General features: G+C 61.5%; 18 protein-coding genes. 8 read left to right on the forward strand and 10 right to left on the reverse strand.

The annotated features are described in order from the left end of the window. Positions 1-121: 121 nt before the first annotated feature. On the reverse strand, positions 122-2,416 hold the full coding sequence (gene bglX / locus AERO9A_RS18010) for a beta-glucosidase BglX (protein WP_178111154.1): 2,295 nt from the start codon (positions 2,414-2,416) through the stop codon (positions 122-124). A 178-nt stretch (positions 2,417-2,594) separates the two neighbouring features. Here bglX and AERO9A_RS18015 point away from each other — a divergent pair, with 178 nt between their 5' ends. Next, the gene (locus tag AERO9A_RS18015; RefSeq protein ID WP_159973288.1) at positions 2,595-3,467 is read left to right on the forward strand and encodes a helix-turn-helix domain-containing protein; all 873 of its coding nucleotides are present in this window, start codon (positions 2,595-2,597) and stop codon (positions 3,465-3,467) included. A gap of 159 nt (positions 3,468-3,626) precedes the next feature. Then, positions 3,627-6,257, forward strand: a complete 2,631-nt coding sequence (locus AERO9A_RS18020) for a DEAD/DEAH box helicase (RefSeq protein WP_159973289.1) — start codon at positions 3,627-3,629, stop codon at positions 6,255-6,257. Positions 6,258-6,278: 21 nt separating this feature from the next. Here the strand turns inward: AERO9A_RS18020 and AERO9A_RS18025 are convergent, their stop codons facing one another. Together AERO9A_RS18025 and AERO9A_RS18030 are read right to left on the reverse strand one after the other, a co-directional pair. Then, positions 6,279-6,773 carry a phosphate-starvation-inducible protein PsiE gene (locus AERO9A_RS18025; protein WP_159973290.1) on the reverse strand — a complete coding sequence of 165 codons (495 nt, stop codon included), beginning with the start codon at positions 6,771-6,773 and terminating at the stop codon, positions 6,279-6,281. Positions 6,774-6,974: 201 nt separating this feature from the next. Next, on the reverse strand, positions 6,975-8,156 hold the full coding sequence (locus AERO9A_RS18030; protein WP_159973291.1) for a diguanylate cyclase domain-containing protein: 1,182 nt from the start codon (positions 8,154-8,156) through the stop codon (positions 6,975-6,977). A 210-nt stretch (positions 8,157-8,366) separates the two neighbouring features. Between AERO9A_RS18030 and AERO9A_RS18035 the strand changes: the two genes are divergently transcribed. The 3 genes from AERO9A_RS18035 to AERO9A_RS18045 all read left to right on the forward strand — a co-directional run bounded on the left by AERO9A_RS18035 (position 8,367) and on the right by AERO9A_RS18045 (position 10,638). Then, the gene (locus AERO9A_RS18035; RefSeq protein WP_159973292.1) at positions 8,367-9,332 is read left to right on the forward strand and encodes an MBL fold metallo-hydrolase; all 966 of its coding nucleotides are present in this window, start codon (positions 8,367-8,369) and stop codon (positions 9,330-9,332) included. A gap of 111 nt (positions 9,333-9,443) precedes the next feature. Beyond that, positions 9,444-9,701 carry a YebG family protein gene (locus AERO9A_RS18040; RefSeq protein WP_159973293.1) on the forward strand — a complete coding sequence of 86 codons (258 nt, stop codon included), beginning with the start codon at positions 9,444-9,446 and terminating at the stop codon, positions 9,699-9,701. Between the two features lie 133 nt (positions 9,702-9,834). Continuing rightward, complete coding sequence (locus AERO9A_RS18045; protein ID WP_159973294.1) at positions 9,835-10,638, forward strand: SirB1 family protein; 804 nt, start codon at positions 9,835-9,837, stop codon at positions 10,636-10,638. A gap of 2 nt (positions 10,639-10,640) precedes the next feature. Here AERO9A_RS18045 and AERO9A_RS18050 read toward each other — a convergent pair whose 3' ends face one another. The 3 genes from AERO9A_RS18050 to AERO9A_RS18060 form a co-directional block, all read right to left on the reverse strand. Then, on the reverse strand, positions 10,641-10,997 hold the full coding sequence (locus tag AERO9A_RS18050; RefSeq protein WP_159973295.1) for a PilZ domain-containing protein: 357 nt from the start codon (positions 10,995-10,997) through the stop codon (positions 10,641-10,643). Between the two features lie 58 nt (positions 10,998-11,055). Then, positions 11,056-11,478 (reverse strand): DUF4124 domain-containing protein, encoded by a 423-nt coding sequence (locus tag AERO9A_RS18055; protein WP_159973296.1) that lies wholly within the window; start codon positions 11,476-11,478, stop codon positions 11,056-11,058. A 72-nt stretch (positions 11,479-11,550) separates the two neighbouring features. Then, positions 11,551-11,925 carry a tol-pal system YbgF family protein gene (locus AERO9A_RS18060; protein WP_159973297.1) on the reverse strand — a complete coding sequence of 125 codons (375 nt, stop codon included), beginning with the start codon at positions 11,923-11,925 and terminating at the stop codon, positions 11,551-11,553. 207 nt (positions 11,926-12,132) lie between these two features. On the opposite strand from AERO9A_RS18060, the gene pyk reads away from it, so the two are divergent. Continuing rightward, positions 12,133-13,584, forward strand: a complete 1,452-nt coding sequence (gene pyk, locus AERO9A_RS18065) for a pyruvate kinase (RefSeq protein ID WP_159973298.1) — start codon at positions 12,133-12,135, stop codon at positions 13,582-13,584. Positions 13,585-13,636: 52 nt separating this feature from the next. Here pyk and AERO9A_RS18070 read toward each other — a convergent pair whose 3' ends face one another. The 3 genes from AERO9A_RS18070 to AERO9A_RS18080 are packed head-to-tail and all read right to left on the reverse strand — an operon-like array spanning position 13,637 to position 15,959. Continuing rightward, on the reverse strand, positions 13,637-13,894 hold the full coding sequence (locus AERO9A_RS18070; RefSeq protein ID WP_256665999.1) for a hypothetical protein: 258 nt from the start codon (positions 13,892-13,894) through the stop codon (positions 13,637-13,639). Further along, the gene (locus AERO9A_RS18075) at positions 13,895-14,839 is read right to left on the reverse strand and encodes an iron-sulfur-binding ferredoxin reductase (RefSeq protein ID WP_159973299.1); all 945 of its coding nucleotides are present in this window, start codon (positions 14,837-14,839) and stop codon (positions 13,895-13,897) included. Next, positions 14,832-15,959 (reverse strand): diguanylate cyclase, encoded by a 1,128-nt coding sequence (locus tag AERO9A_RS18080; protein ID WP_159973300.1) that lies wholly within the window; start codon positions 15,957-15,959, stop codon positions 14,832-14,834. The genes AERO9A_RS18075 and AERO9A_RS18080 overlap by 8 nt, the downstream gene beginning before the upstream one ends. 281 nt (positions 15,960-16,240) lie before the next feature. Between AERO9A_RS18080 and AERO9A_RS18085 the strand changes: the two genes are divergently transcribed. Beyond that, positions 16,241-17,764: a fumarate hydratase gene (locus tag AERO9A_RS18085; RefSeq protein WP_159973301.1), complete on the forward strand. Its 1,524-nt coding sequence runs from the start codon at positions 16,241-16,243 to the stop codon at positions 17,762-17,764. A 71-nt stretch (positions 17,765-17,835) separates the two neighbouring features. Here the strand turns inward: AERO9A_RS18085 and AERO9A_RS18090 are convergent, their stop codons facing one another. Next, positions 17,836-18,810, reverse strand: coding sequence for a GlxA family transcriptional regulator (locus AERO9A_RS18090; RefSeq protein WP_159973302.1), 975 nt, complete (start codon positions 18,808-18,810; stop codon positions 17,836-17,838). Positions 18,811-18,906: 96 nt separating this feature from the next. Here AERO9A_RS18090 and AERO9A_RS18095 point away from each other — a divergent pair, with 96 nt between their 5' ends. Continuing rightward, positions 18,907-19,455, forward strand: coding sequence for a cysteine hydrolase family protein (locus AERO9A_RS18095; protein ID WP_159973303.1), 549 nt, complete (start codon positions 18,907-18,909; stop codon positions 19,453-19,455). Positions 19,456-19,515 lie beyond the last annotated feature (60 nt).

The raw sequence follows: 19,515 nt of genomic DNA on the forward strand, positions 1-19,515 counted from the left end.
TCAGGCATCGAGGTGATGGCGACTGGCTGCATGCACGTATTTTTTGCGCATTATTACCGGATCGCGTTGCCCGGCACAGGGGCTCACACAGGTATATTTTCGCCTCCTTGGGCCGCCCCTCTTATTGGCGCGGCAATAGTTCGAATCGGGCCTCCTGCACGTTCTCCGAATCCAGCCCAAGCTGAACACGAAAAGCGCCTGGCTCACTGACATGGCGCAGGCTCGCGTCATAGAAGCGCAGCATCGGCTCGTCGATCTCGAAACTCAGCTCGCGAACCTCACCTGCCTCAAGCTTGACCCTGCGAAAATCCTTGAGTTCCTTCACCGGGCGGATCACCGAAGCGGCTTCGTCACGCAGATAAAGCTGCACGACCGTAGCACCGGCGCGGGTTCCAGCATTTCTGACAGTGACGTTGACACGAATCTTTTCATCCGCCGCCATGCGCTCGGCCGAGAGTTTCGGCGCCGAAACCTTGAAGTCGCTGTAGCTCAAGCCATAGCCGAATGGATACAACGGGCCGTTCGGCTCCTCGAAATATTGCGAGGTGTAGTTGCCGGGTGTGCCGGGCGTATAGGGACGCCCCAAGCGCAGGTGGTTGTAGTAGGTCGGAATCTGCCCGACCGAACGCGGGAAGGTAATGGGCAGCTTGCCCGAAGGATTATGGTCACCGAATAGCACGTCGGCGATGGCATTGCCGCCTTCTGTGCCGCTGTACCAGGTTTCTAGCATGGCGTCGGCGTTTTCCTTTTCCCAGCTCAGCGCCAACGGGCGACCATTCATCAACACCAGCACCAATGGCTTGCCGGTGGCCTTGAGCGCACGCAGCAGAGCCTGTTGGCTGTCGGGCAAATCCAGACGGGTGCGACTGGAGGATTCGTGCGACATACCGCGCGCTTCGCCCACGGCAGCGACGATGACATCGGCCTGCGCCGCGACACGCACGGCTTCCTCCAGCATCGCCTGCGGGGTGCGCTTGTCGAGCACCACTTCCGGGCGATCCCAGTTGAGCTGGTTGAGGTAGTTGATCACGTGGGGATCGTCGGTGACGTTGGCACCACGCGCGTACATCAGCATGCCTTGCCCCTTGAGCGCCTTGGCCATGCCGGTTCGCAGGGTCACCGCCTGTTCAGGAATACCCGCTGCCGACCAGCTACCGAGCATATCAACCGGCGAATCAGCCAGCGGACCGATCAGTGCAACGGTGGCTTTTTTGCTCAGCGGCAGCGTGTCAGCGTGGTTTTCCAGCAGCACCATGGAGTCACGCGCCATGGCACGCGCCTCGTCGCGATGCAGACGCTGCTCGGCATTCACGTCGGCCGGATCGTCTTCTGCGCGGCCAATGCGCAGGAACGGATCGTGAAACAAGCCCATGTCGTACTTGGTGCCAAGCAGATGCCTCACGGCGTCATCGAGTACGGTTTCCGATACCGCTCCACTTTTGACCAGCTTCGGCAACTCCTGGTCATAGAGGGTATCGGCCATGCTCATGCCTACCCCGGCATTGATTGCCAAGCGCGCCGCCTCGGCGCCATCGGCAGCCACGCCATGACGCATCAATTCGGTAATGGCGCCGTGATCACTGAAGACTCCGCCCTTGAACCCCCAATCACGACGCAGCAGGTCTTGCAGCAGCCAGGTATTGGCCGAAGCCGGCACACCATTGACCGCATTCAGGGCCACCATCACCCCGCCCGCACCAGCATCGATGGCCGCTCGGTAGGGCGGCAGATAGTCCTGGTACATACGCATAGGGCTCATGTCGACCACGTTGTAGTCGCGCCCGCCCTCCACCGCGCCGTACAGGGCGAAGTGCTTAACCACCGACATGATGCGCTGCGGTGAGTTGGCACCCTCGCCCTGATAGCCTCTAACCATCGATTCAGCCACACGCGAGACCAGGAACGGATCTTCGCCAAAGCCCTCGGATGTACGTCCCCAGCGCGGGTCGCGGGCGATATCCACGGTCGGGGCAAAGGTCATATCCAGGCTGTCGGAACTGGCCTCCAGCGCGGCAATGCGTGCGCTGTTCTCAATCAAGGGCAGATCCCAGCTCGAAGCCAGCCCCAAGCCGATGGGAAATGTCGTGCGATGGCCATGAATCACGTCATAGGCGAAGAACATCGGAATCTTCAGGCGGCTGCGCATGGCGGCTTCCTGCATCGGTCGGTTCTCCGGCCGACTGATGGAATTGAACGTACCGCCGATACGTCCGGCAGCAATCTCCTGGCGTATACGCTGGCGCGGCATCTCGGCACCAATACTGATCAACCGTAGCTGACCGACCTTCTCTTCCAACGTCATGCGCTGGATCAGGTCATTGATAAAGGCCTCCTTGTCATCCAGCGACGGGCTGGCGAAAACAAGACCTGAAGTGCACAGAAGGGTGGCGAGCGCGAGCGGATGCAGGCATTTCATCAAGGAAGGTATCCAGCCAGTTACATTGTTCGAATGGCCGCCAAGATACCCCGACTGCACGCATCCTGCGCCTGGCAGAGAGAAAAATATTCACTTGCGTGAACTTGCGCTTTTTATCGCCAAGGGGATGGCAGGCCAATGCGCGGAGCGTAGCATCACGACTCAACCGGAGAATGTGATGGCGCAACTGGAACATCTGCAGGTCTTTCACAGCATGAGCCAATCGCCCAATGCTCACCTACATGCACGGGCCGATCTGGGCAGTGGCCTGGCGCTGGCACGCTGGAGCAACGCCCACGACGCACGCGATTACGTTGCGCCCAGCCACCACACGCTGTCGTGCTACCTGAGCGGCGGCACCGGCACTTTCCGCCGTGAGCAGCCACAGCACAAAGGCGCGCCGAATCGCCTGTGCATCATGCCCGCCGGGCACGAGTCACTCTGGATCGTCAACGGCGCGGTGCAACTGGCCCATCTCTATATCGAACAGGAACGCTTCGCCCTCGGCGCGGTGACCCTGCTCGACCGCGAGCCACGCACCCTGCAACTGCAGGAAGCCACCTTCCTTGAGGACGCCGAGCAAGCCCGCCGCTTCCACCTACTCTGCAACCTCGACTGGCAGGAACCTGGCGAGCGTATACGCGCCAGCAGCCTGGCGCACGAGCTACTCGACCACGCCCTGCTAAACCAGGTGGGGCTGCGCCAAGGCCTGCGCCTCAAGGGCGGTCTGGCGCCACATCAACGCCGTCTACTGCAAGACTACATCGAGCAACACCTGGCCGAACCGCTGCCGCTAAGTGAACTGGCAGGTCTGTGCGCCCTCTCTGAATACCATTTCGCGCGCATGTTCCAAGCCAGCTTCGGCCTGCCGCCGCACCGCTACGTGCTTGCCAGACGCCTGACCCATGCCTGCCACCTGCTGCGCCACAGCACGTTGCCACTGGGCGAAGTGGCCTTGGCCTGCGGCTTCGCCAGTGCCAGCCACTTCAGCAATCGCTTCCGCCAAGCCCTTGAGGCCACACCGGGCCAATACCGCAACGCCTTTCTGTAGATATGCCTTCGTCGCCAAGGGGCGACAACAGGTGATTGCGCAGCGGCAATCTCGTCGGCACGCCTGCTAATCGCCAAGCAGCTATGCGAAAATCTGCGGCTTTGCATCGATCAATGGCCGTTTCATGCGTTCCGTCAATCTGACTCAGGGCCAGCACTGATGCCCCTGGACATCCATCACCTGCACCAGGACGACTGGCGCTCCGAATTTGGCCCTGGCGACCTGCGCCGCGGCATCGCCTACGCTCAAGAGCAACGCAGCAAGCTGCTCAGCCTGCGCGACAACAGCCTGCTCGCCCACTGCCGTGGCTCCGCCGGGCACAACTACCAGCAGCGCATCACCCTGCACCCTTACGGGCGCAAATGGAGCGTGACCGGCCACTGCACCTGCCCAGTGGGCTTCAACTGCAAGCATGTAGTCGCCGCGCTCCTGACGCTGCAAAGCCGCCAACAAGCAGGCCATGACCTGTCAGAACTGATTGTGCCGAGCAAAGACGTGACCGAGCAGCGCCTGGAAGGCATCACCCCGCAGGCCGTGCTGACCCTGGGCAGCCACGTGCGCGTGCATTTCGACGCCCGCAAGGGACGCATGCAGGAGCAGACCCAGCACCGCGCCGCACTGGCCTTCGATTACGCCGGACACCTGACCTTCGGCAAACCGGCCAAGGATCTGCTCAAGCGCCTGGATGCCGCCACCAACCTGCGCGTGATCCGTGATGCCAGCGCCGAAAACGCCCTGCGCAAGCGCCTGGACAGCCTCGGCTTACAAGTCGCTCTGCGGCAAAGCGACGCTCTACCGGCCGAGGCTGGCGAGCCCTTCGAGCTGGAACGCGAGCAGGACTGGCTCGATCTGGTGCAGCAACAACTGCCCAAGTTGCGCGCCGAAGGCTGGCACATCCATATGCGCCCCGACTTCCAGTACAACCTGGCCGCCATCGACGACTGGTACGCCGAAGTCGAGGAAGACCCGCAGCAGAATTGGTTCGACCTGGAACTGGGCATCGAGGTGGAAGGCCAGCGCCTCAGCCTGCTGCCCATCCTGCTCCAGGCCATCCGCCGCACCCCCTGGCTACTGGCTCCCGAAGCCCTGGCCCAGCGCGGCGATGACGACCGCCTGCTGGTCAACTTGCCACAGAGCGGCAAGCGTGTCGCCCTGCCCTTCGCCCGTCTCAAGCCGCTATTGGCCACGCTGGGCGAACTGTATTTCCGCGACCCCGACGATGATCACCTGCCACTGCGCCTAGGCCGCGCCGATGCTGCGCGCCTGGGCGAGCTCAGCCAAGCCGCCCTGCTAACCTGGCAAGGCGGCGACAACCTGCGCGGTTTCGCCCAACGCCTGCAGCATCTTTCCCAGCGTGAAGTCATCGCCCCCTGCGGCCTGCAGGCCGAGCTTCGGCCCTATCAGCTACAGGGGCTGAACTGGATGCAAACCCTAGGCGAACTGCAAGTCGGCGGTGTATTGGCCGACGACATGGGCCTGGGCAAAACGCTGCAAACCCTGGCCCACCTACTCAGCGAAAAGCAGGCCGGACGCCTGAACAAGCCAGCGCTGATCGTCATGCCCACCAGCCTGATCCCCAACTGGCAGGACGAGGCCGCCCGCTTCACCCCACAACTGCGCGTACTGGCGCTACACGGCAACAAACGCAAAGCGCTGTTCGAGCACATCGCCGAGCACGACCTGATCCTCACCACCTATGCCCTGCTCCCGCGTGATCTCAAGGCACTCAATCAACATCACTACCGCCTATTGATTCTCGATGAGGCGCAGAACATCAAAAACCCGCGCAGTAAAGCGGCGACCGCCGCCGGACAGGTGCAGGCCGAACTGCGCCTGTGCCTGACCGGCACCCCACTGGAAAATCACCTGGGCGAATTGTGGTCACTGTTCCACTTCCTCATGCCGGGCTGGCTGGGTGATGCCAAGCGCTTCACCCGCGACTACCGCACGCCCATCGAGAAACACGGCAATGCCCAACGCCTTGAGCACCTGACCGGACGCATACGCCCATTTCTACTACGGCGTACCAAGGAACAAGTCGCCAGCGAATTGCCGCCGAAAACCGAGATCATCCAGTGGGTCGAGATGACCCAACTGCAACGCGACCGCTACGAGACTCTGCGCCTGGCCATGGATCAGAAGGTGCGCGATGAAATCGCCCGCCAGGGCCTGGCGCGTAGCCACATCATCATCCTCGAAGCACTGCTGCGCCTGCGCCAGAGCTGCTGCGACCTGCGCCTGCTGGGCGAACCCAGCGAAGCGCTACAGGCCAGCGACTCCGGCAAACTCAGTGCCTTGCTGGAAATGCTCGAAGAGCTGGTGGCCGAAGGCCGCCGCGTACTGCTGTTCTCCCAGTTCACCTCGATGCTGGCGCTGATCGAAGCCGAGCTACTGGCGCGCGGTATTGCCCACGGCAAGCTGACCGGCAGCACCCAGGATCGGCGCACGCCGGTACAGCGCTTTCAGGCGGGAGAGTTTCCGGTGTTTCTGATCAGCCTCAAGGCCGGCGGCAGCGGCCTCAACCTGACCGCCGCCGACACCGTGATCCACTTCGATCCCTGGTGGAACCCGGCAGCCGAGGCCCAGGCCAGCGACCGCGCCTACCGCATCGGCCAGGATAAACCCGTGTTCGTCTACAAACTGATCGCCCGCGGCAGTGTCGAAGAGAAAATCCAGCAGCTCCAGCAGAGCAAGGCCAACCTGGCGCGCGGTGTACTTGAAGGTGGCAGTCAGGGCCAATGGCAACTAGACGAACAGGATCTGGCCGCCCTGTTCGCCCCGCTGCAGTGAGCGCCGCGACTGTCAGGCGCCTTACTCAGCCGCATCATCACGCTCAGCCTCGGCATCCGCTCGATTGCGCGGCATACGTCGCGGGCTGGGCGCCTCAGCAGCCGGAAAGCGCGATGAAGCATAACGCACCACCAAAATCGCCAACGCCAGTAGCAAGATCGCGCCGGAGACCATCACCACACCCCAACTCGGTTTGTGCGTAGCGGAGATATCAGAGATCAACAAACGAGTCAGCGCGGTGATCGCCACATAGATCATGAAGCGAATCGGCATATGGTTGGTCTTGAAATAAATCCCCACCATCGCCGCCAACTCCAGGTAGATGAACAGCAACAAGATGTCATCGACCGTGATGTGCCCCTTCTCCAGCATCCCCAGAAAAGCCATGACACCCGCCCAGGCAGTGATCGCGCCAATGGCGAACAACGCCAGGTAGTGAAACGCCTCCATCAACAAATTGCCCAGCGACTCAGCCAGGCCATGTAGCCCTTCGCGCAGACGTTCCGCCCAATTCATTGCCACTTCTCCCCAAACCCGGCATCAACGCCCCAACACCCGAAATGAGTGCTCACCCAAACGATGATGCAGGAAAAAGACCAATTGCAACGTATCGGTAAGCGTCTAGGCCTAAGCGTTAACGCAGCCATGACCGTAAGCGCCCATTTTAAGAGCGCTATCGGGATAGATAGGAAATGCTCGGAGCGGATACGCACTGCCTCACACGGCAGCTAACGCCTGCTGACGTGTTTCAGGCCAGGCGTAGCAATGCTTGCCGGACTCCTTGGCCCGGTACATGGCGGTGTCGGCAGCCGCCACCAGGCGACGTTGATCATCGCCATGCTCGTCATACAGCGCCAGACCAATGCTCACACCGACCCGCGCCTGCGGATGCATCGGCAACAGGGCATCATCCAGCGCATCGATCAGACGCTGCGCCAGGCGCTCGACCGCCTCGGCATCGCCCGCAGCAATCACGGCGAACTCATCACCACCCAAGCGCGCCAACAACTCGCCCTCGCGCACCACCGTCTGCCAGCGCACCACCACTGCCTTGAGCAGCGCATCGCCGACGGCATGCCCTAGCTGATCATTGACGAGCTTGAATCCATCGAGATCAAGGTAAAGCAGCGCGACCTGGCGCTCGCCACGACGTGCCAGAGCCAGCGCCTGATCAAGCGCATCATTGAATGCACGGCGATTGGGTAACTGCGTCAGGCTGTCGTGCTGCGACTCGAAGGCCAGGCGTTTGAGCAGCCCACTACGTTCACGCAGGCCACGGCGAAAATCGAAGAACAACAGCGTCAGCAGGCTCAGCATCACCACGCTACCACCGCCGCCGCCCCACAAGGCAAAAGCCGAACGCCGCTCCAAGTCACGCTTCTGTTCCTGCAAAGCGGCACTCACGCCCTCACGAATAAGGGCAATCCGTGAGCGCATCTCATCCATGTATAACTTGCCACTATGGCCGATAAGCCATTGACGGCCATCAGCCGCATTGGCCCCGTCACGCCGCATGGCAATGCTCTGCGCCATCTCGTCGCGCTTGAGTCGACTCATATGGGTGATCATCGCCAGCGTCCCGGCATAAGGCTCAAGTTCAGGGCTATCAAGCAGTTGCACCAACTGTCCATCCACTTGGCCAATCGCTCGATTGTAGGGTTCAAGATATTGCTCATCGCCGGTCAGCAGATAACCTCGCTGACCCAACTCCGCATCCTGCAAGGTCGACAGCAGCAACGAAAGGCGGTCGAGAGAGCGGTACAGCTCTTGTACGACCTGACCGCTCGCAAGACTGGCCTGGCTCCCCCAAATAGCACCGACCAACAGCATCAAGCTGAGATAAAACAGCGCCACCAGCGCCACCAGCTTGCGCTCGATACGACCGACCGAGTTAGACATCAGCACCCCTTACAACACCTGCAAATTCCATGGCGCACACACCAAAACACTCCATCCAGACACTACCGAGCGCCTGAAATGCAAGTACTGTTGGCAATCGAATTAGAGCAAAAGGACGTATACAAAAGCGCTACGATGCAATGGACATCCCAACTCGAAAAATGTGCCATCACGGCGCACACTCCCTTTAACCCAGCAAAGGAATGAAACATGCGACTTCTATCGATCGGTGCGGCTGCCCTGCTCGCCTGGTTCAGCCTGCCCGTACACGCCCAGGCACCTGCGCAACAAAAAGCCCAGGTGCCCGGCTACTACCGAATGATGCTCGGAGAATTCGAGGTCACCGCGCTCTACGATGGCTACGTCGACCTGCCTACCAACCTGCTGAAAGGCATTGGCGACAATGATCTGCAGGACTTGCTGGCACGCATGTTCGTCCAATCCACGCCAGGCGTGCAGACCGCCGTTAACGCCTACCTGATCAACACCGGGGAAAACCTCGTGCTGGTAGATACTGGCGCCGCACAATGTTTCGGCCCCACTCTCGGCGTAGTGCAAAACAATCTCAAAGCTGCCGGCTACACGCCGGATCAGGTCGACACAGTCTTGCTCACCCACCTGCACCCAGATCACGCCTGCGGCCTGCTCAATACCGATGGCAGCCCGGCCTACCCGAACGCCACCGTCGAGGTGCCCAAGGCTGAAGCCGACTTCTGGCTGAGCGAAGCGGCCATGGCCAAAGCCCCCGAAGGCATGCAAGGCATGTTCAAACTGGCCCAGACAGCCGTAGCGCCCTACACCAAGGCGGGCAAACTCAAGCAATACCAGAGCGAAGGCCAATTGCTGCCCGGTATCGATCTGGTCTCCAGCATCGGCCATACCCCAGGACACACCTCCTACCTGTTCAAGTCCGGTGAGCAGCGCCTACTGGTGTGGGGCGACATCGTGCACAACCACGCCGTGCAGTTCGCCAAGCCCGAGGTGGTGATCGAGTTCGACGTCGACAGCGACAAAGCCCGCGAATCACGCCAACGCCTGCTCGCCGAAGCCGCTGAAGACAAACTCTGGGTGGCCGGCGCACACCTGCCCTTCCCTGGCATCGGTCACGTACGCAAAGAAGCGCAGGGCTATGCCTGGGTTCCGGTGGAATTCAGCCCAGTGCGCAGCGACCGCTGAACGCCAATCTCACTCGCTGCTGGCAAAACGGCAGCGAGTTCTTTATGCTTCGAATACTGTATAAATAAACAGCAAACCAACTAACACGCATGAAGGCAGATGAGGTGATGAATGGCCGTCGAAGTGGTGTACCGCAGCAGTCGCGATCCGGAGCGTTTGTTTATGGATAAGGCCGAAGCCGATCGCTACGACAAGATGCTCGAACTGGCTGAGCGGCTGACGGAGGCACTGCACAAGGCCGTTCCCTCGTTGAGCGAGCAACAAGGCGAGGAACTGGGTATCTACATGGCGAAGAACCGCGACGTATTTGCCAAAGCCTTCAAGAACCAGCCTGACGCCCTCGACGAACTGGCCGACAGCGCCGAGTGACGCCCCCTGGCCCCGCACCTGCGGGGCCTTGTTTTTATGCCCTGCAACAACCCCACTGCCATAGCACGCCAATAGGAACTAGACGCACGCACGACAACAGGCTAAAAACCACAAACCAAGCGGAGGTTGTGTGATGAGCCCACGTCAAGCCTGTCTGCTATGCCTGGAACGCGAACCACCTGCTCTGTTCGAAGCAGCCTTATGGATTGCCGCCGAACACGATCCGCAACTACAACCGGCTCAAGCCATCGCCGACCTGCACGGTCTCCAGCTACAGGTCGATGCCGGGCTGCCGGATCTGCCCCGCCGCGAGTTGGCGCAGCCTCTGCTGCGACGCCTCAGTGAACTGGATTATCACGACGATGACGAAGGCCCGACACGCCCTCGCCATGCCCTATTACACGAAGTGCTGCGCTGGCGGCGCGGCCAGCCACTGAGCCTGGCACTCATCGCGCTGGAGCTGGCCAGACGGCTGGATATCCCCCTGCAAGGCGTGAACTTCCCTGGCCACTTTCTTCTGCGTGTGCCTGGTGCCGATCATCTGCTTGATCCCTGCGGCGGTCGCCGCCTGTATACCCGCGACTGCCGCGAACTGCTGCTGCAGCACCTGGGGCCAGGCGTCGAGCTGAGCGCCACGCACCTGCAGAACGCCGATACTGCCGGCATGCTGCAACGCCTGTCGCGAAACCTGCGCCACCTGCACCTACAGCGCGACGACAACCTGGCCGCCCTCAAAGATGCCGAGCGAGTGCTGCAACTCGGCCCGCCGGAACTGGCCGACCACCTCGCTCGCGCCGATATCTACAAACGCTTGGAATGCCCGCAAGGCGAACGCTATGACCTGCAGCACGCGCTGCTTTTATGCGAGGAGGTCGGCCAACGCCTCCATCTGAGCCAGCGTCTGCGCAACCTGGAAGCAGTCACCGCGCTGCACTGAGATCAGGCAGAAGCCGACTGAGTGTGGAAACTAAAGTAGTAACGCAGCGCATCGATCATATCGATATAGTCGGTAGGCGGCGCGATCAGGGCAAACCCCGAGTCGTAGCTGCTCGGCGTGACGTCTTCACGGCACCACTGACAGCTAGCGGAAAAGTCGATGAAGCGCGAACTGCTCAAGCCCGGAATTTTCAGGCGCATGTCGAACTGGCCACCCACCAGCATCGGTAACTGACTGATCAGCATTAACCCATCCACCGACACGTTACCGATAAACCCCATCGGTTTGTCGGTAATGCGGTTGAACACATTCAGGTAATAGGGCAACTGATGCCGCTCGATTCGACGCTGACTGAGCATAGTGGCAGTTCGCTACAAGGCATTAAATTATGCGCCTGCCACTACCACCACACCAGCCTCAGGCACACCGCTCGGCAATCCGCTCGCGCAGTTGGCGACGAGTGGTGTCGAGCTCTTGATCACTGTAGTAGATTCGCTCGCCGTTGGCACCCTCACGGTAATAGCGATAACCCTCTGGCATCTGCGCCAGACGCTGACGCAAATCGCGACATTCACCCTCACGCTGCTGGCGCTGCTGAGCAGCCACTGCCGCGGCCTGCTCGCGCTCGCTCTGGCGCGCCTGGTAAAGCCGCTCACTACGCGCTTCACGCTCACGGGTCTGAGCATCGCGCTCGACCACCTGCGGTTTGACCTCGACCCGCTCGGCACCACTGGCCGGGCGCTGGCCAAAATGCACCTGCCCCTGAGCATCGGTCCAACGGTAGATTTCCGCGTTTGCCAACGCTGGCAGCAACGACACGATCAGAAGCACTCGACGCATGCTCATCCTCCTTGAATGAAGGTGGCCAGCTTATACCCCGGCGCACCTCACGCAAAGACGAGCGCAGCGCCCTTACAACGCAGCCGGGCTGACCTTAGGGGCAGGTGCTGGCGTGTAATGGCCCAGTTGTTCCAGGGTCTGCAGGCGTGCCCGCGCACGATAGGCATATTCGCTCGCCGGATAGCGGCCAATGATGAATTGGTAGGTCTGCGCAGCATCGACGAACAGACTCTCGCGCTCCAGGCACTGGCCACGCAGCAGAGAAATCTCCGGCTGTATGTAGCTGCGCGAACGGCTCTTGCGCTCGGCCTGGGAAAGCTCCAGAGCAACGGTAGCGCAATCGCCTTCTTCATAAGCGCGATAGGCATTATTCAGGTGATGGTCGAGCGACCAACGGGTGCAGCCCACAGCAGTCAGTGCCAGGGCCAGGATGATCAGGGTTCGCATGGGCAAGTCCTCCGCTGAGCAGTGTATCGACAGGCGGTGAAAAAACTGAATCAACATGCTGCACAGATGCTGTTCAAGCGACGCCAGCGCATATGACGCCGTGCCTGCCCCGCTCAAACCAGACGACAAAGGGTAGTGCACAGGAACAATGACTACAGCGCAAGGCCGTAGTAGCCTGCTGCGCATAGTCCACTAGGGAGTTCGTGCATGACCTTTCGCCGCACCAAAATCGTCGCCACCCTGGGCCCAGCCAGCAACTCGCCAGAAGTACTGGAGCAACTGATCATCGCCGGCCTGGACGTGGCCCGTCTGAACTTCTCCCACGGTACGCCCGACGATCACAAGGCGCGCGCCGCACTCGTTCGTGAACTGGCCGCCAAGCATGGCCGTCACGTAGCCCTGCTCGGCGACCTGCAAGGGCCGAAAATCCGTATCGCCAAATTCGAGAACAAGCGTATCGAGCTCAAGGACGGCGACCTGTTCCGCCTGTCCTCCAGCCACTCGCGCACCGCTGGCACCCAGGAAGTGGTCGGCATCGACTACCCAGCGCTGATTCAAGACTGCGATGTCGGCGACGAACTGCTGCTCGACGATGGCCGCGTAGTCATGCGCGTTGAACTCAAAGGCGCCGACGAACTGCACTGCCGAGTCGTGATTGGCGGCCCACTGTCGGACAACAAAGGCATCAACCGCCGTGGTGGTGGCCTCACCGCTCCCGCCCTGACCGAGAAAGACAAGGCCGACATCAAGGTCGCCGCCGAGATGGATCTGGACTACCTGGCCGTATCCTTCCCGCGTGATGCCGCCGACATGGACTACGCCCGCAGCCTGCTCACCGAAGCCGGTGGCAACGCCTGGCTGGTGGCCAAGATCGAACGTGCCGAAGCCGTGGCCGATGACGAAGCCCTCGATGGCCTGATCCGCGCCAGTGACGCGGTGATGGTGGCCCGTGGCGACCTGGCTGTGGAAATCGGCGACGCCGAGCTGGTCGGTATCCAGAAGAAAATCATCGCCCACGCCCGTCGCCTGAACAAAGCGGTCATCACCGCCACGCAGATGATGGAGTCGATGATCCACAGCCCGATGCCGACCCGCGCCGAAGTCTCCGACGTAGCCAACGCCGCGCTGGACTACACCGATGCGGTGATGCTGTCGGCCGAAAGCGCCGCCGGCGAATACCCGGTCGAAGCCGTGCAGGCCATGGCTCGCGTGTGCCTGGGCGCCGAGAAGCACCCGACCAGCAAGCAGTCCAGCCACCGCCTGGGCCGCACCTTCGAGCGCTGTGATGAAAGCATCGCCCTGGCGACCATGTACACCGCCAACCACTTCCCTGGGGTCAAGGCCATCATCAGCCTGACCGAGAGTGGCTACAGCCCGCTGATCATGTCGCGCATCCGCTCGTCGATCCCGATTTTCGCCTTCACCCCGCATCGTGAAGCCCAGGCCCGCGTAGCGCTGTTCCGTGGCGTCTACACCGTGCCATTCGACCCGGCCTCGCTGCCCGCCAACAAGGTCAGCCAGGCGGCAGTGGACGAGCTGCTCAAACGCGGCGTGGTCGAGCCCGGCGACTGGGTCATCCTGACCAAGGGCGACAGCTACCACGGCACCGGCGGCACCAACACCATGAAGATCCTTCACGTCGGCGATCCGATGGTGTAACCACCCCAGCAATGCAAGAGGCCGCTCATCGAGCGGCCTCTTCGTTTCTACGTCAGGTGCGGACGAAATAGGGAATGCAGAGCAGCACGGTGCCGATCAGCACCAGCCACAAGGTGCTGTCCACCAGATAGGGAAAGCCCATCAAGCCCAGGCCACAGAGAAAGGGCACAACCTTGCTCTGGCGCCGACCATAGATGACAAAACCCAGACCGATACTGCCCAACAACAGGCCCAAAAACAGAGCCATGCCGTCCATCAGACGCACCTCATGCAATCGACCAAGCGCCACGACAGCGGCGCGACCGAACATTCACGCGGGTTCATCGCGGCTCACAAAGGCATCGGCGAACATCTGGCTGCGCGGCAAACCGGCCATGTACAAGCGCCGCGCGAAGTGTTCGAGCGTACTGCGATGGCCGCACAGTAGAGCGAGGGTTTGCCGGGAAACAATCCGCAGCTCACTCAAGGCCGTCGCCAACTGATCCACCGTCAGCAGATCGATCTGCACGTTCGCATGCGCTGCAGCCAGCGCCTGCAAGGGCTCGCGCAGATAGTGCTCAGCCGGTTCAGGCGCAACATGCAGCAGGCGAATTGCAGCCGAATGCTCCTGGCGCAGGGCTTCGCGCAGTACACCAAAAAGCGGCGCCAGCCCCGTACCCGCAGCCAGCAACCAGAGCGGCCGGGCCTGCCAATCAGGGTCGTAATGCAAAGCCCCACCGCGTAACTCCCCCAACCGCAACGTATCGCCGACCACCAGGCTGCGCGCCGCATCGGCAAAAGCACCAGCGTGGCCGCAGTCGATATGGAACTCCAGCCAGGCATCCTCCGTCGGCACGCTGGCCAGCGAATAAGGACGCGCCACATCCCCCCACCACAACACCAGATGCTGACCTGGGCGATAACGCAAAGCGCGGCTAGGCAGCAGACGCAAGCGCAACACGCGCGGGCTGAGCCAGTCGACGCCCAGCACCTCGGCAGGCATGCCATCGCGCTGCGGGTCGAATGGTTCCACCTCCAGGTCACCAACGATCTGGCACTGACAGGCCAGACGCCAGCCATCGGCGCGGCGCTCCTGTGTCAACGCCTCGGGCTGGCTATCCTGTGGTTCGCCGTGCAGGCAGCGCACCAGGCAGGCATGGCAACTGCCGGAACGGCAGCTATAAGGCACGCTCACACCCTGCCCGAGCAGCGCATCCAACAGATTGCTGTCAACGGCGACATGAAACCGCCGCTCACCTACGCGCAGTTCAGGCATTGGCCTTATTCCAAGTGGCCTCACAGCGATTACGACCACTGCGCTTGGCCTGATAGAGCGCCTGATCGGCGCGCTGCAGCGCCTCATCAAGCTCATCGCCCACATTGAGCAACGTCATGCCCACAGACAAACTGAGCGAATCAATCTTTACCCCTACCGGCTCGGCGTTGCTAAAGGCCTCACGCAGGCGCTCGCAGCAACTGGAGAACTGGTCAGCATCGGTATTGGGCAGCAGCAGCACGAACTCCTCACCGCCGTAACGGGCGATGATGTCGCCATCACGCAAGCAGGAGCGCACCACGGAGGCGAAGGTCTGCAACACTCGGTCACCCACCGAGTGACCATAGCGATCATTGATACGCTTGAAATGATCGAGGTCGATCAAGGCCAGACCATGCTGCTGCCCAGGCGCCATCGCCTGTAGCTCGCGCCCGGCCAGACGCAGGAAATGGCGACGGTTGAACAACCCCGTCAACTCATCGGTAGCTGCCAGATTCTCCAGTTGGCGCATCATGCCGCGCAGCGTGTCCTGATGCGCCTGCAAGGCAAAACGCCGCTGGCGCATACGCTTGCGCAGCGCCTGCACATAACCGGAAAACAGACACAGCCAAACCAGCAGAATGAACAGCACCCAGACCTGCATCCAGGCCATGCTAGGGTCGACCAACGGCATGCGATAGGCTTCGAACAGCAACAGCGCAACGAAACCGAAAAAGGCGAAGGCCGCACAACGTGTGAATACCCGTGGCCGCAGTTGAAACAAACCAAACAGCAAGATCAGCACGTAAAAGACCATCATCAGGCCGCGCGCGCTGTCGAACATGGCCAGCACCGGAGGCTGCCAAGCCAACGCAACCAGCACCTGGGCTTCGGTCAGGCTGGGGTCATGGAAACGTAGATTACGGCCGGAGAGAAACAGCCAGAGAAACACCAGTTGGCAGCCAAACACACCGAGCGAGAGCCAAACCGCTGTGCCAACTGAACCAATAAACAGGCCATTGAAAACAGCAAACCAGCAGACGAGCGCCATCATCGCGTAGGACATCCCTGCCATGGCGAAGCGTTTGAGCAATAACGTCTGCAAGCTACGTTGCGAGGCGCGGCGGCTGATCGAGCTCATCAGCTCCATCCCCTATTGGCATGGTGCCGTACTCTACAGACGTACCCAGAAAATTCCTAGTTGGGCCTCGCCGAAGGAAAGCCTCATCGCGGCTGATGGCTGTGCCCACCATCACCGGCGCGTTATACTGCCGCGCCTTTTTCGTGGCTCGCTATCACTAGCGGCCACCCTCCAGGCCGTTGCGAGGCGATGCCAACGATCGCTGCCGACAACTTTTCGCCGTTGCGCCGAGTCATGATTCGGCGCTTCCTTATAGATGTTCCCTGATAGAGGAGCGCCCCATGACCGTGATCAAGCAGGACGACCTGATCCAGAGCGTCGCCGACGCCCTGCAGTTCATCTCCTATTACCACCCCGTCGACTTCATCCAGGCCATGCACGAGGCCTACCTGAAGGAAGAGTCGCCGGCCGCCAAGGATTCCATGGCGCAAATCCTGATCAACTCGCGCATGTGTGCCACCGGCCACCGTCCGATCTGCCAGGACACCGGCATCGTCACCGTGTTCGTCAAGGTCGGCATGGACGTGCGCTGGGATGGCGCCACCATGAGCGTCGACGACATGATCAACGAAGGCGTACGTCGCGCCTACAACCTGCCGGAAAACGTCCTGCGCGCCTCGATCCTGGCCGACCCGGCCGGTGCCCGCAAGAACACCAAGGACAACACCCCGGCAGTCATCCACTACTCCATCGTCCCCGGTGACAAAGTGGAAGTGGACGTCGCGGCCAAGGGCGGCGGCTCCGAGAACAAATCGAAGATGGCCATGCTCAACCCGTCCGACTCCATCGTCGACTGGGTCCTCAAGACCGTGCCGACCATGGGTGCCGGCTGGTGCCCGCCGGGCATGCTCGGCATCGGCATCGGCGGCACCGCCGAGAAGGCTGCGGTGATGGCCAAGGAAGTGCTGATGGAGCACATCGACATCCACGAGCTGAAAGCCCGCGGCCCGCAGAACCGTATCGAAGAACTGCGTCTGGAGCTGTTCGACAAGGTCAACCAACTGGGCATCGGCGCCCAGGGTCTGGGCGGTCTGACCACCGTGCTCGACGTCAAGATCATGGATTACCCGACCCACGCCGCGTCCTTGCCGGTGTGCATGATCCCCAACTGCGCCGCCACCCGTCACGCCCACTTCGTGCTCGACGGCTCCGGCCCAGCCTCGCTGGAAGCACCGGATCTGGACGCCTACCCGGAAATCGTCTGGGAAGCCGGCCCGAGTGCGCGCCGCGTCAACCTCGACACCATTACCCCGGAAGAAGTGCAGAGCTGGAAACCGGGCGAAACCGTCCTGCTCAACGGCAAGATGCTCACCGGCCGCGATGCTGCGCACAAGCGCATGGTCGACATGCTCAACAAGGGCGAAGAGCTGCCGGTGGATCTCAAAGGCCGCTTCATCTACTACGTCGGCCCGGTCGATCCGGTCGGTGATGAAGTGGTCGGCCCAGCCGGCCCGACTACTGCCACGCGCATGGACAAGTTCACCCGCCAGATCCTGGAAAGCACAGGCCTTTTGGGCATGATCGGCAAGTCCGAGCGCGGCCCCATCGCCATCGACGCGATCAAGGACAACAAGGCCGTGTACCTGATGGCCGTCGGCGGCGCCGCCTACCTGGTGGCTCAGGCAATCAAGGCCTCGAAGACCATCGCCTTCCCCGAGCTGGGCATGGAAGCGATCTACGAATTCGAGGTCAAGGACATGCCGGTGACTGTCGCCGTCGACACCAAGGGCGAATCGGTGCACAACACCGGCCCTGCGATCTGGAGCAAGAAGATCGCCGAAAGCCTGGCGGTGGAAGTGAAGTAAGGCAGGCGCAAGCGATAAGCCTCAAGCTGCAAGCAGAAGCCCGGCCAAGCGCCGGGCTTCTGCGTTTTCACTCAACGCGCAGCCGTACCGAAACGCCGACGGTAATCGCCCGGTGAGACGCCAACCAGGCGGGCGAACACCTTGCGAAAGGCACCACTGTCGCGATAACCCACCTGCCAGGCCACCTGATCAATGCTCTGGCGGGTGAATTCGAGCAGTTCGCGAGCCTTACTCACGCGCAACTGCTGGCAATATTCGGTGGGTTTCAATCCGGTGGCCGCGCGAAAACGGCGCAGAAAAGTACGCTCACCCAGGCTGGCACGAGCCGCCATGCTCGCCAAGCTCAGGTCAGCACCCGCCTCACCCTGCAGCCAGTGCTGCACGGCCAATACCGCGGCATCGCCATGGTCGAAGCTGGGTACGAAGCTGCTGAAATGCCGCTGCGATTCGCGGTTCAGATCCACCACCAGATAACGTGCCGTTTCCGCCGCGATGGTCGGCCCCAGCAAACGCGTCACCAAGGCCAGGCCCAAATCGGTCCAGGCCATCAAGCCACCGGCGGTGATCAGATCGCCGTCATCGATGACCATGCGTTCAGGCAAAACCTCGACCCTCGGGAAACGCGCCGCCAATTGCGCTGCCAGTGCCCAGTGAGTCGTCACCGTACGCCCGTCGAGCAAACCCGCCTCGGCCAGCGCGAAAGCGCCAGCACAAACCGAAGCCAGAGTCACCCCAGTGCCATGCTGCTGGCGTAACCAGTCAAGGTAGCAAGCCGCGAGCGATTGTTCGCTGTCATCGCCCAAGCAGGGCGGCACGATCACCACCTGCGGCGCACCGTCTGCCTGCGGCTGGCTGTCGAACACACGCTGCAATTCACCGGCCTCATCCGCCTGCCAGTGACTGATGCGCAAGCTCGGCACTCCCAGCCGCCCCTGCTCGGCAGCCATGCGATTGGCCACAGCGAATAGATCTCCCAGGCCATAGACAGCCGCCCGTTGCGCTCCGGGATACAGCAACAGCCCGATCTCCAGGCAACGCTCGTTCATTGTCAGTTTTTCCCCGCAGATTGTCGGCCCAGCCCATCCTCGTGCACGCACCAGGGCGATAAGGTGGGCGCCACACATCATCCCACGGAGAGCCCCATGAGCAAGCGCGCCCTAATCCTCATCGATATCCAGAACGACTACTTCGACGGCGGCAAATGGCCCCTGACGGGTATGAGCGCTGCGGCTAGCAATGCCTCGCGGATGCTGGCAGCAGCAAGGGCCGCAGGCGATACGGTGATTCATGTACGTCATGAGTTCGAGAGCAACGACGCCCCTTTCTTTGCCCCCGGCTCGCCCGGCGCGCAGTTGCACACCAGCGTGCAGCCGCAAACAGATGAGGCAGTGCTGCTCAAGCACAAGGTCAATGCCTTCCTGGGAACCGACCTCAAAGCCCGACTCGATGCCAACGGCATTGAACAGGTTATCCTAGTCGGCGCCATGAGCCATATGTGCATTGCTGCCGCCGCCCGCGCCAGTGCGGATTTAGGCTATGCCACCACGGTGATTCACGACGCCTGCGCCACTCACGACCAGTCCTTCGAAGACGTCAAGATAGCCGCCGCACAGGTACATGCCGCCAACATGGCCGCCCTGGCGTTCGCTTATGCCACGGTCATCTCCACCGAGAACTACCTGGCCAGTTGAGGCTCATCCACGACGGAGACGGCAGTGCGCCGAATCCGTCGCCTGCCCTCGTGACCTCGC

It is taken from the genome of Pseudomonas sp. 8Z, assembly GCF_902506535.1.
Taxonomy (GTDB): domain Bacteria; phylum Pseudomonadota; class Gammaproteobacteria; order Pseudomonadales; family Pseudomonadaceae; genus Aquipseudomonas.

Coding starts and splice junctions, on each gene's coding strand:
- bglX (WP_178111154.1), bottom strand. CDS start 2,416: ATGAAATGCCTGCATCCGCTCGCGCTCGCCACCCTTCTGTGCACTTCA.
- AERO9A_RS18015 (WP_159973288.1), top strand. CDS start 2,595: ATGGCGCAACTGGAACATCTGCAGGTCTTTCACAGCATGAGCCAATCG.
- AERO9A_RS18020 (WP_159973289.1), top strand. CDS start 3,627: ATGCCCCTGGACATCCATCACCTGCACCAGGACGACTGGCGCTCCGAA.
- AERO9A_RS18025 (WP_159973290.1), bottom strand. CDS start 6,773: ATGAATTGGGCGGAACGTCTGCGCGAAGGGCTACATGGCCTGGCTGAG.
- AERO9A_RS18030 (WP_159973291.1), bottom strand. CDS start 8,156: ATGTCTAACTCGGTCGGTCGTATCGAGCGCAAGCTGGTGGCGCTGGTG.
- AERO9A_RS18035 (WP_159973292.1), top strand. CDS start 8,367: ATGCGACTTCTATCGATCGGTGCGGCTGCCCTGCTCGCCTGGTTCAGC.
- AERO9A_RS18040 (WP_159973293.1), top strand. CDS start 9,444: ATGGCCGTCGAAGTGGTGTACCGCAGCAGTCGCGATCCGGAGCGTTTG.
- AERO9A_RS18045 (WP_159973294.1), top strand. CDS start 9,835: ATGAGCCCACGTCAAGCCTGTCTGCTATGCCTGGAACGCGAACCACCT.
- AERO9A_RS18050 (WP_159973295.1), bottom strand. CDS start 10,997: ATGCTCAGTCAGCGTCGAATCGAGCGGCATCAGTTGCCCTATTACCTG.
- AERO9A_RS18055 (WP_159973296.1), bottom strand. CDS start 11,478: ATGCGTCGAGTGCTTCTGATCGTGTCGTTGCTGCCAGCGTTGGCAAAC.
- AERO9A_RS18060 (WP_159973297.1), bottom strand. CDS start 11,925: ATGCGAACCCTGATCATCCTGGCCCTGGCACTGACTGCTGTGGGCTGC.
- pyk (WP_159973298.1), top strand. CDS start 12,133: ATGACCTTTCGCCGCACCAAAATCGTCGCCACCCTGGGCCCAGCCAGC.
- AERO9A_RS18070 (WP_256665999.1), bottom strand. CDS start 13,894: ATGTTCGGTCGCGCCGCTGTCGTGGCGCTTGGTCGATTGCATGAGGTG.
- AERO9A_RS18075 (WP_159973299.1), bottom strand. CDS start 14,839: ATGCCTGAACTGCGCGTAGGTGAGCGGCGGTTTCATGTCGCCGTTGAC.
- AERO9A_RS18080 (WP_159973300.1), bottom strand. CDS start 15,959: ATGAGCTCGATCAGCCGCCGCGCCTCGCAACGTAGCTTGCAGACGTTA.
- AERO9A_RS18085 (WP_159973301.1), top strand. CDS start 16,241: ATGACCGTGATCAAGCAGGACGACCTGATCCAGAGCGTCGCCGACGCC.
- AERO9A_RS18090 (WP_159973302.1), bottom strand. CDS start 18,810: ATGAACGAGCGTTGCCTGGAGATCGGGCTGTTGCTGTATCCCGGAGCG.
- AERO9A_RS18095 (WP_159973303.1), top strand. CDS start 18,907: ATGAGCAAGCGCGCCCTAATCCTCATCGATATCCAGAACGACTACTTC.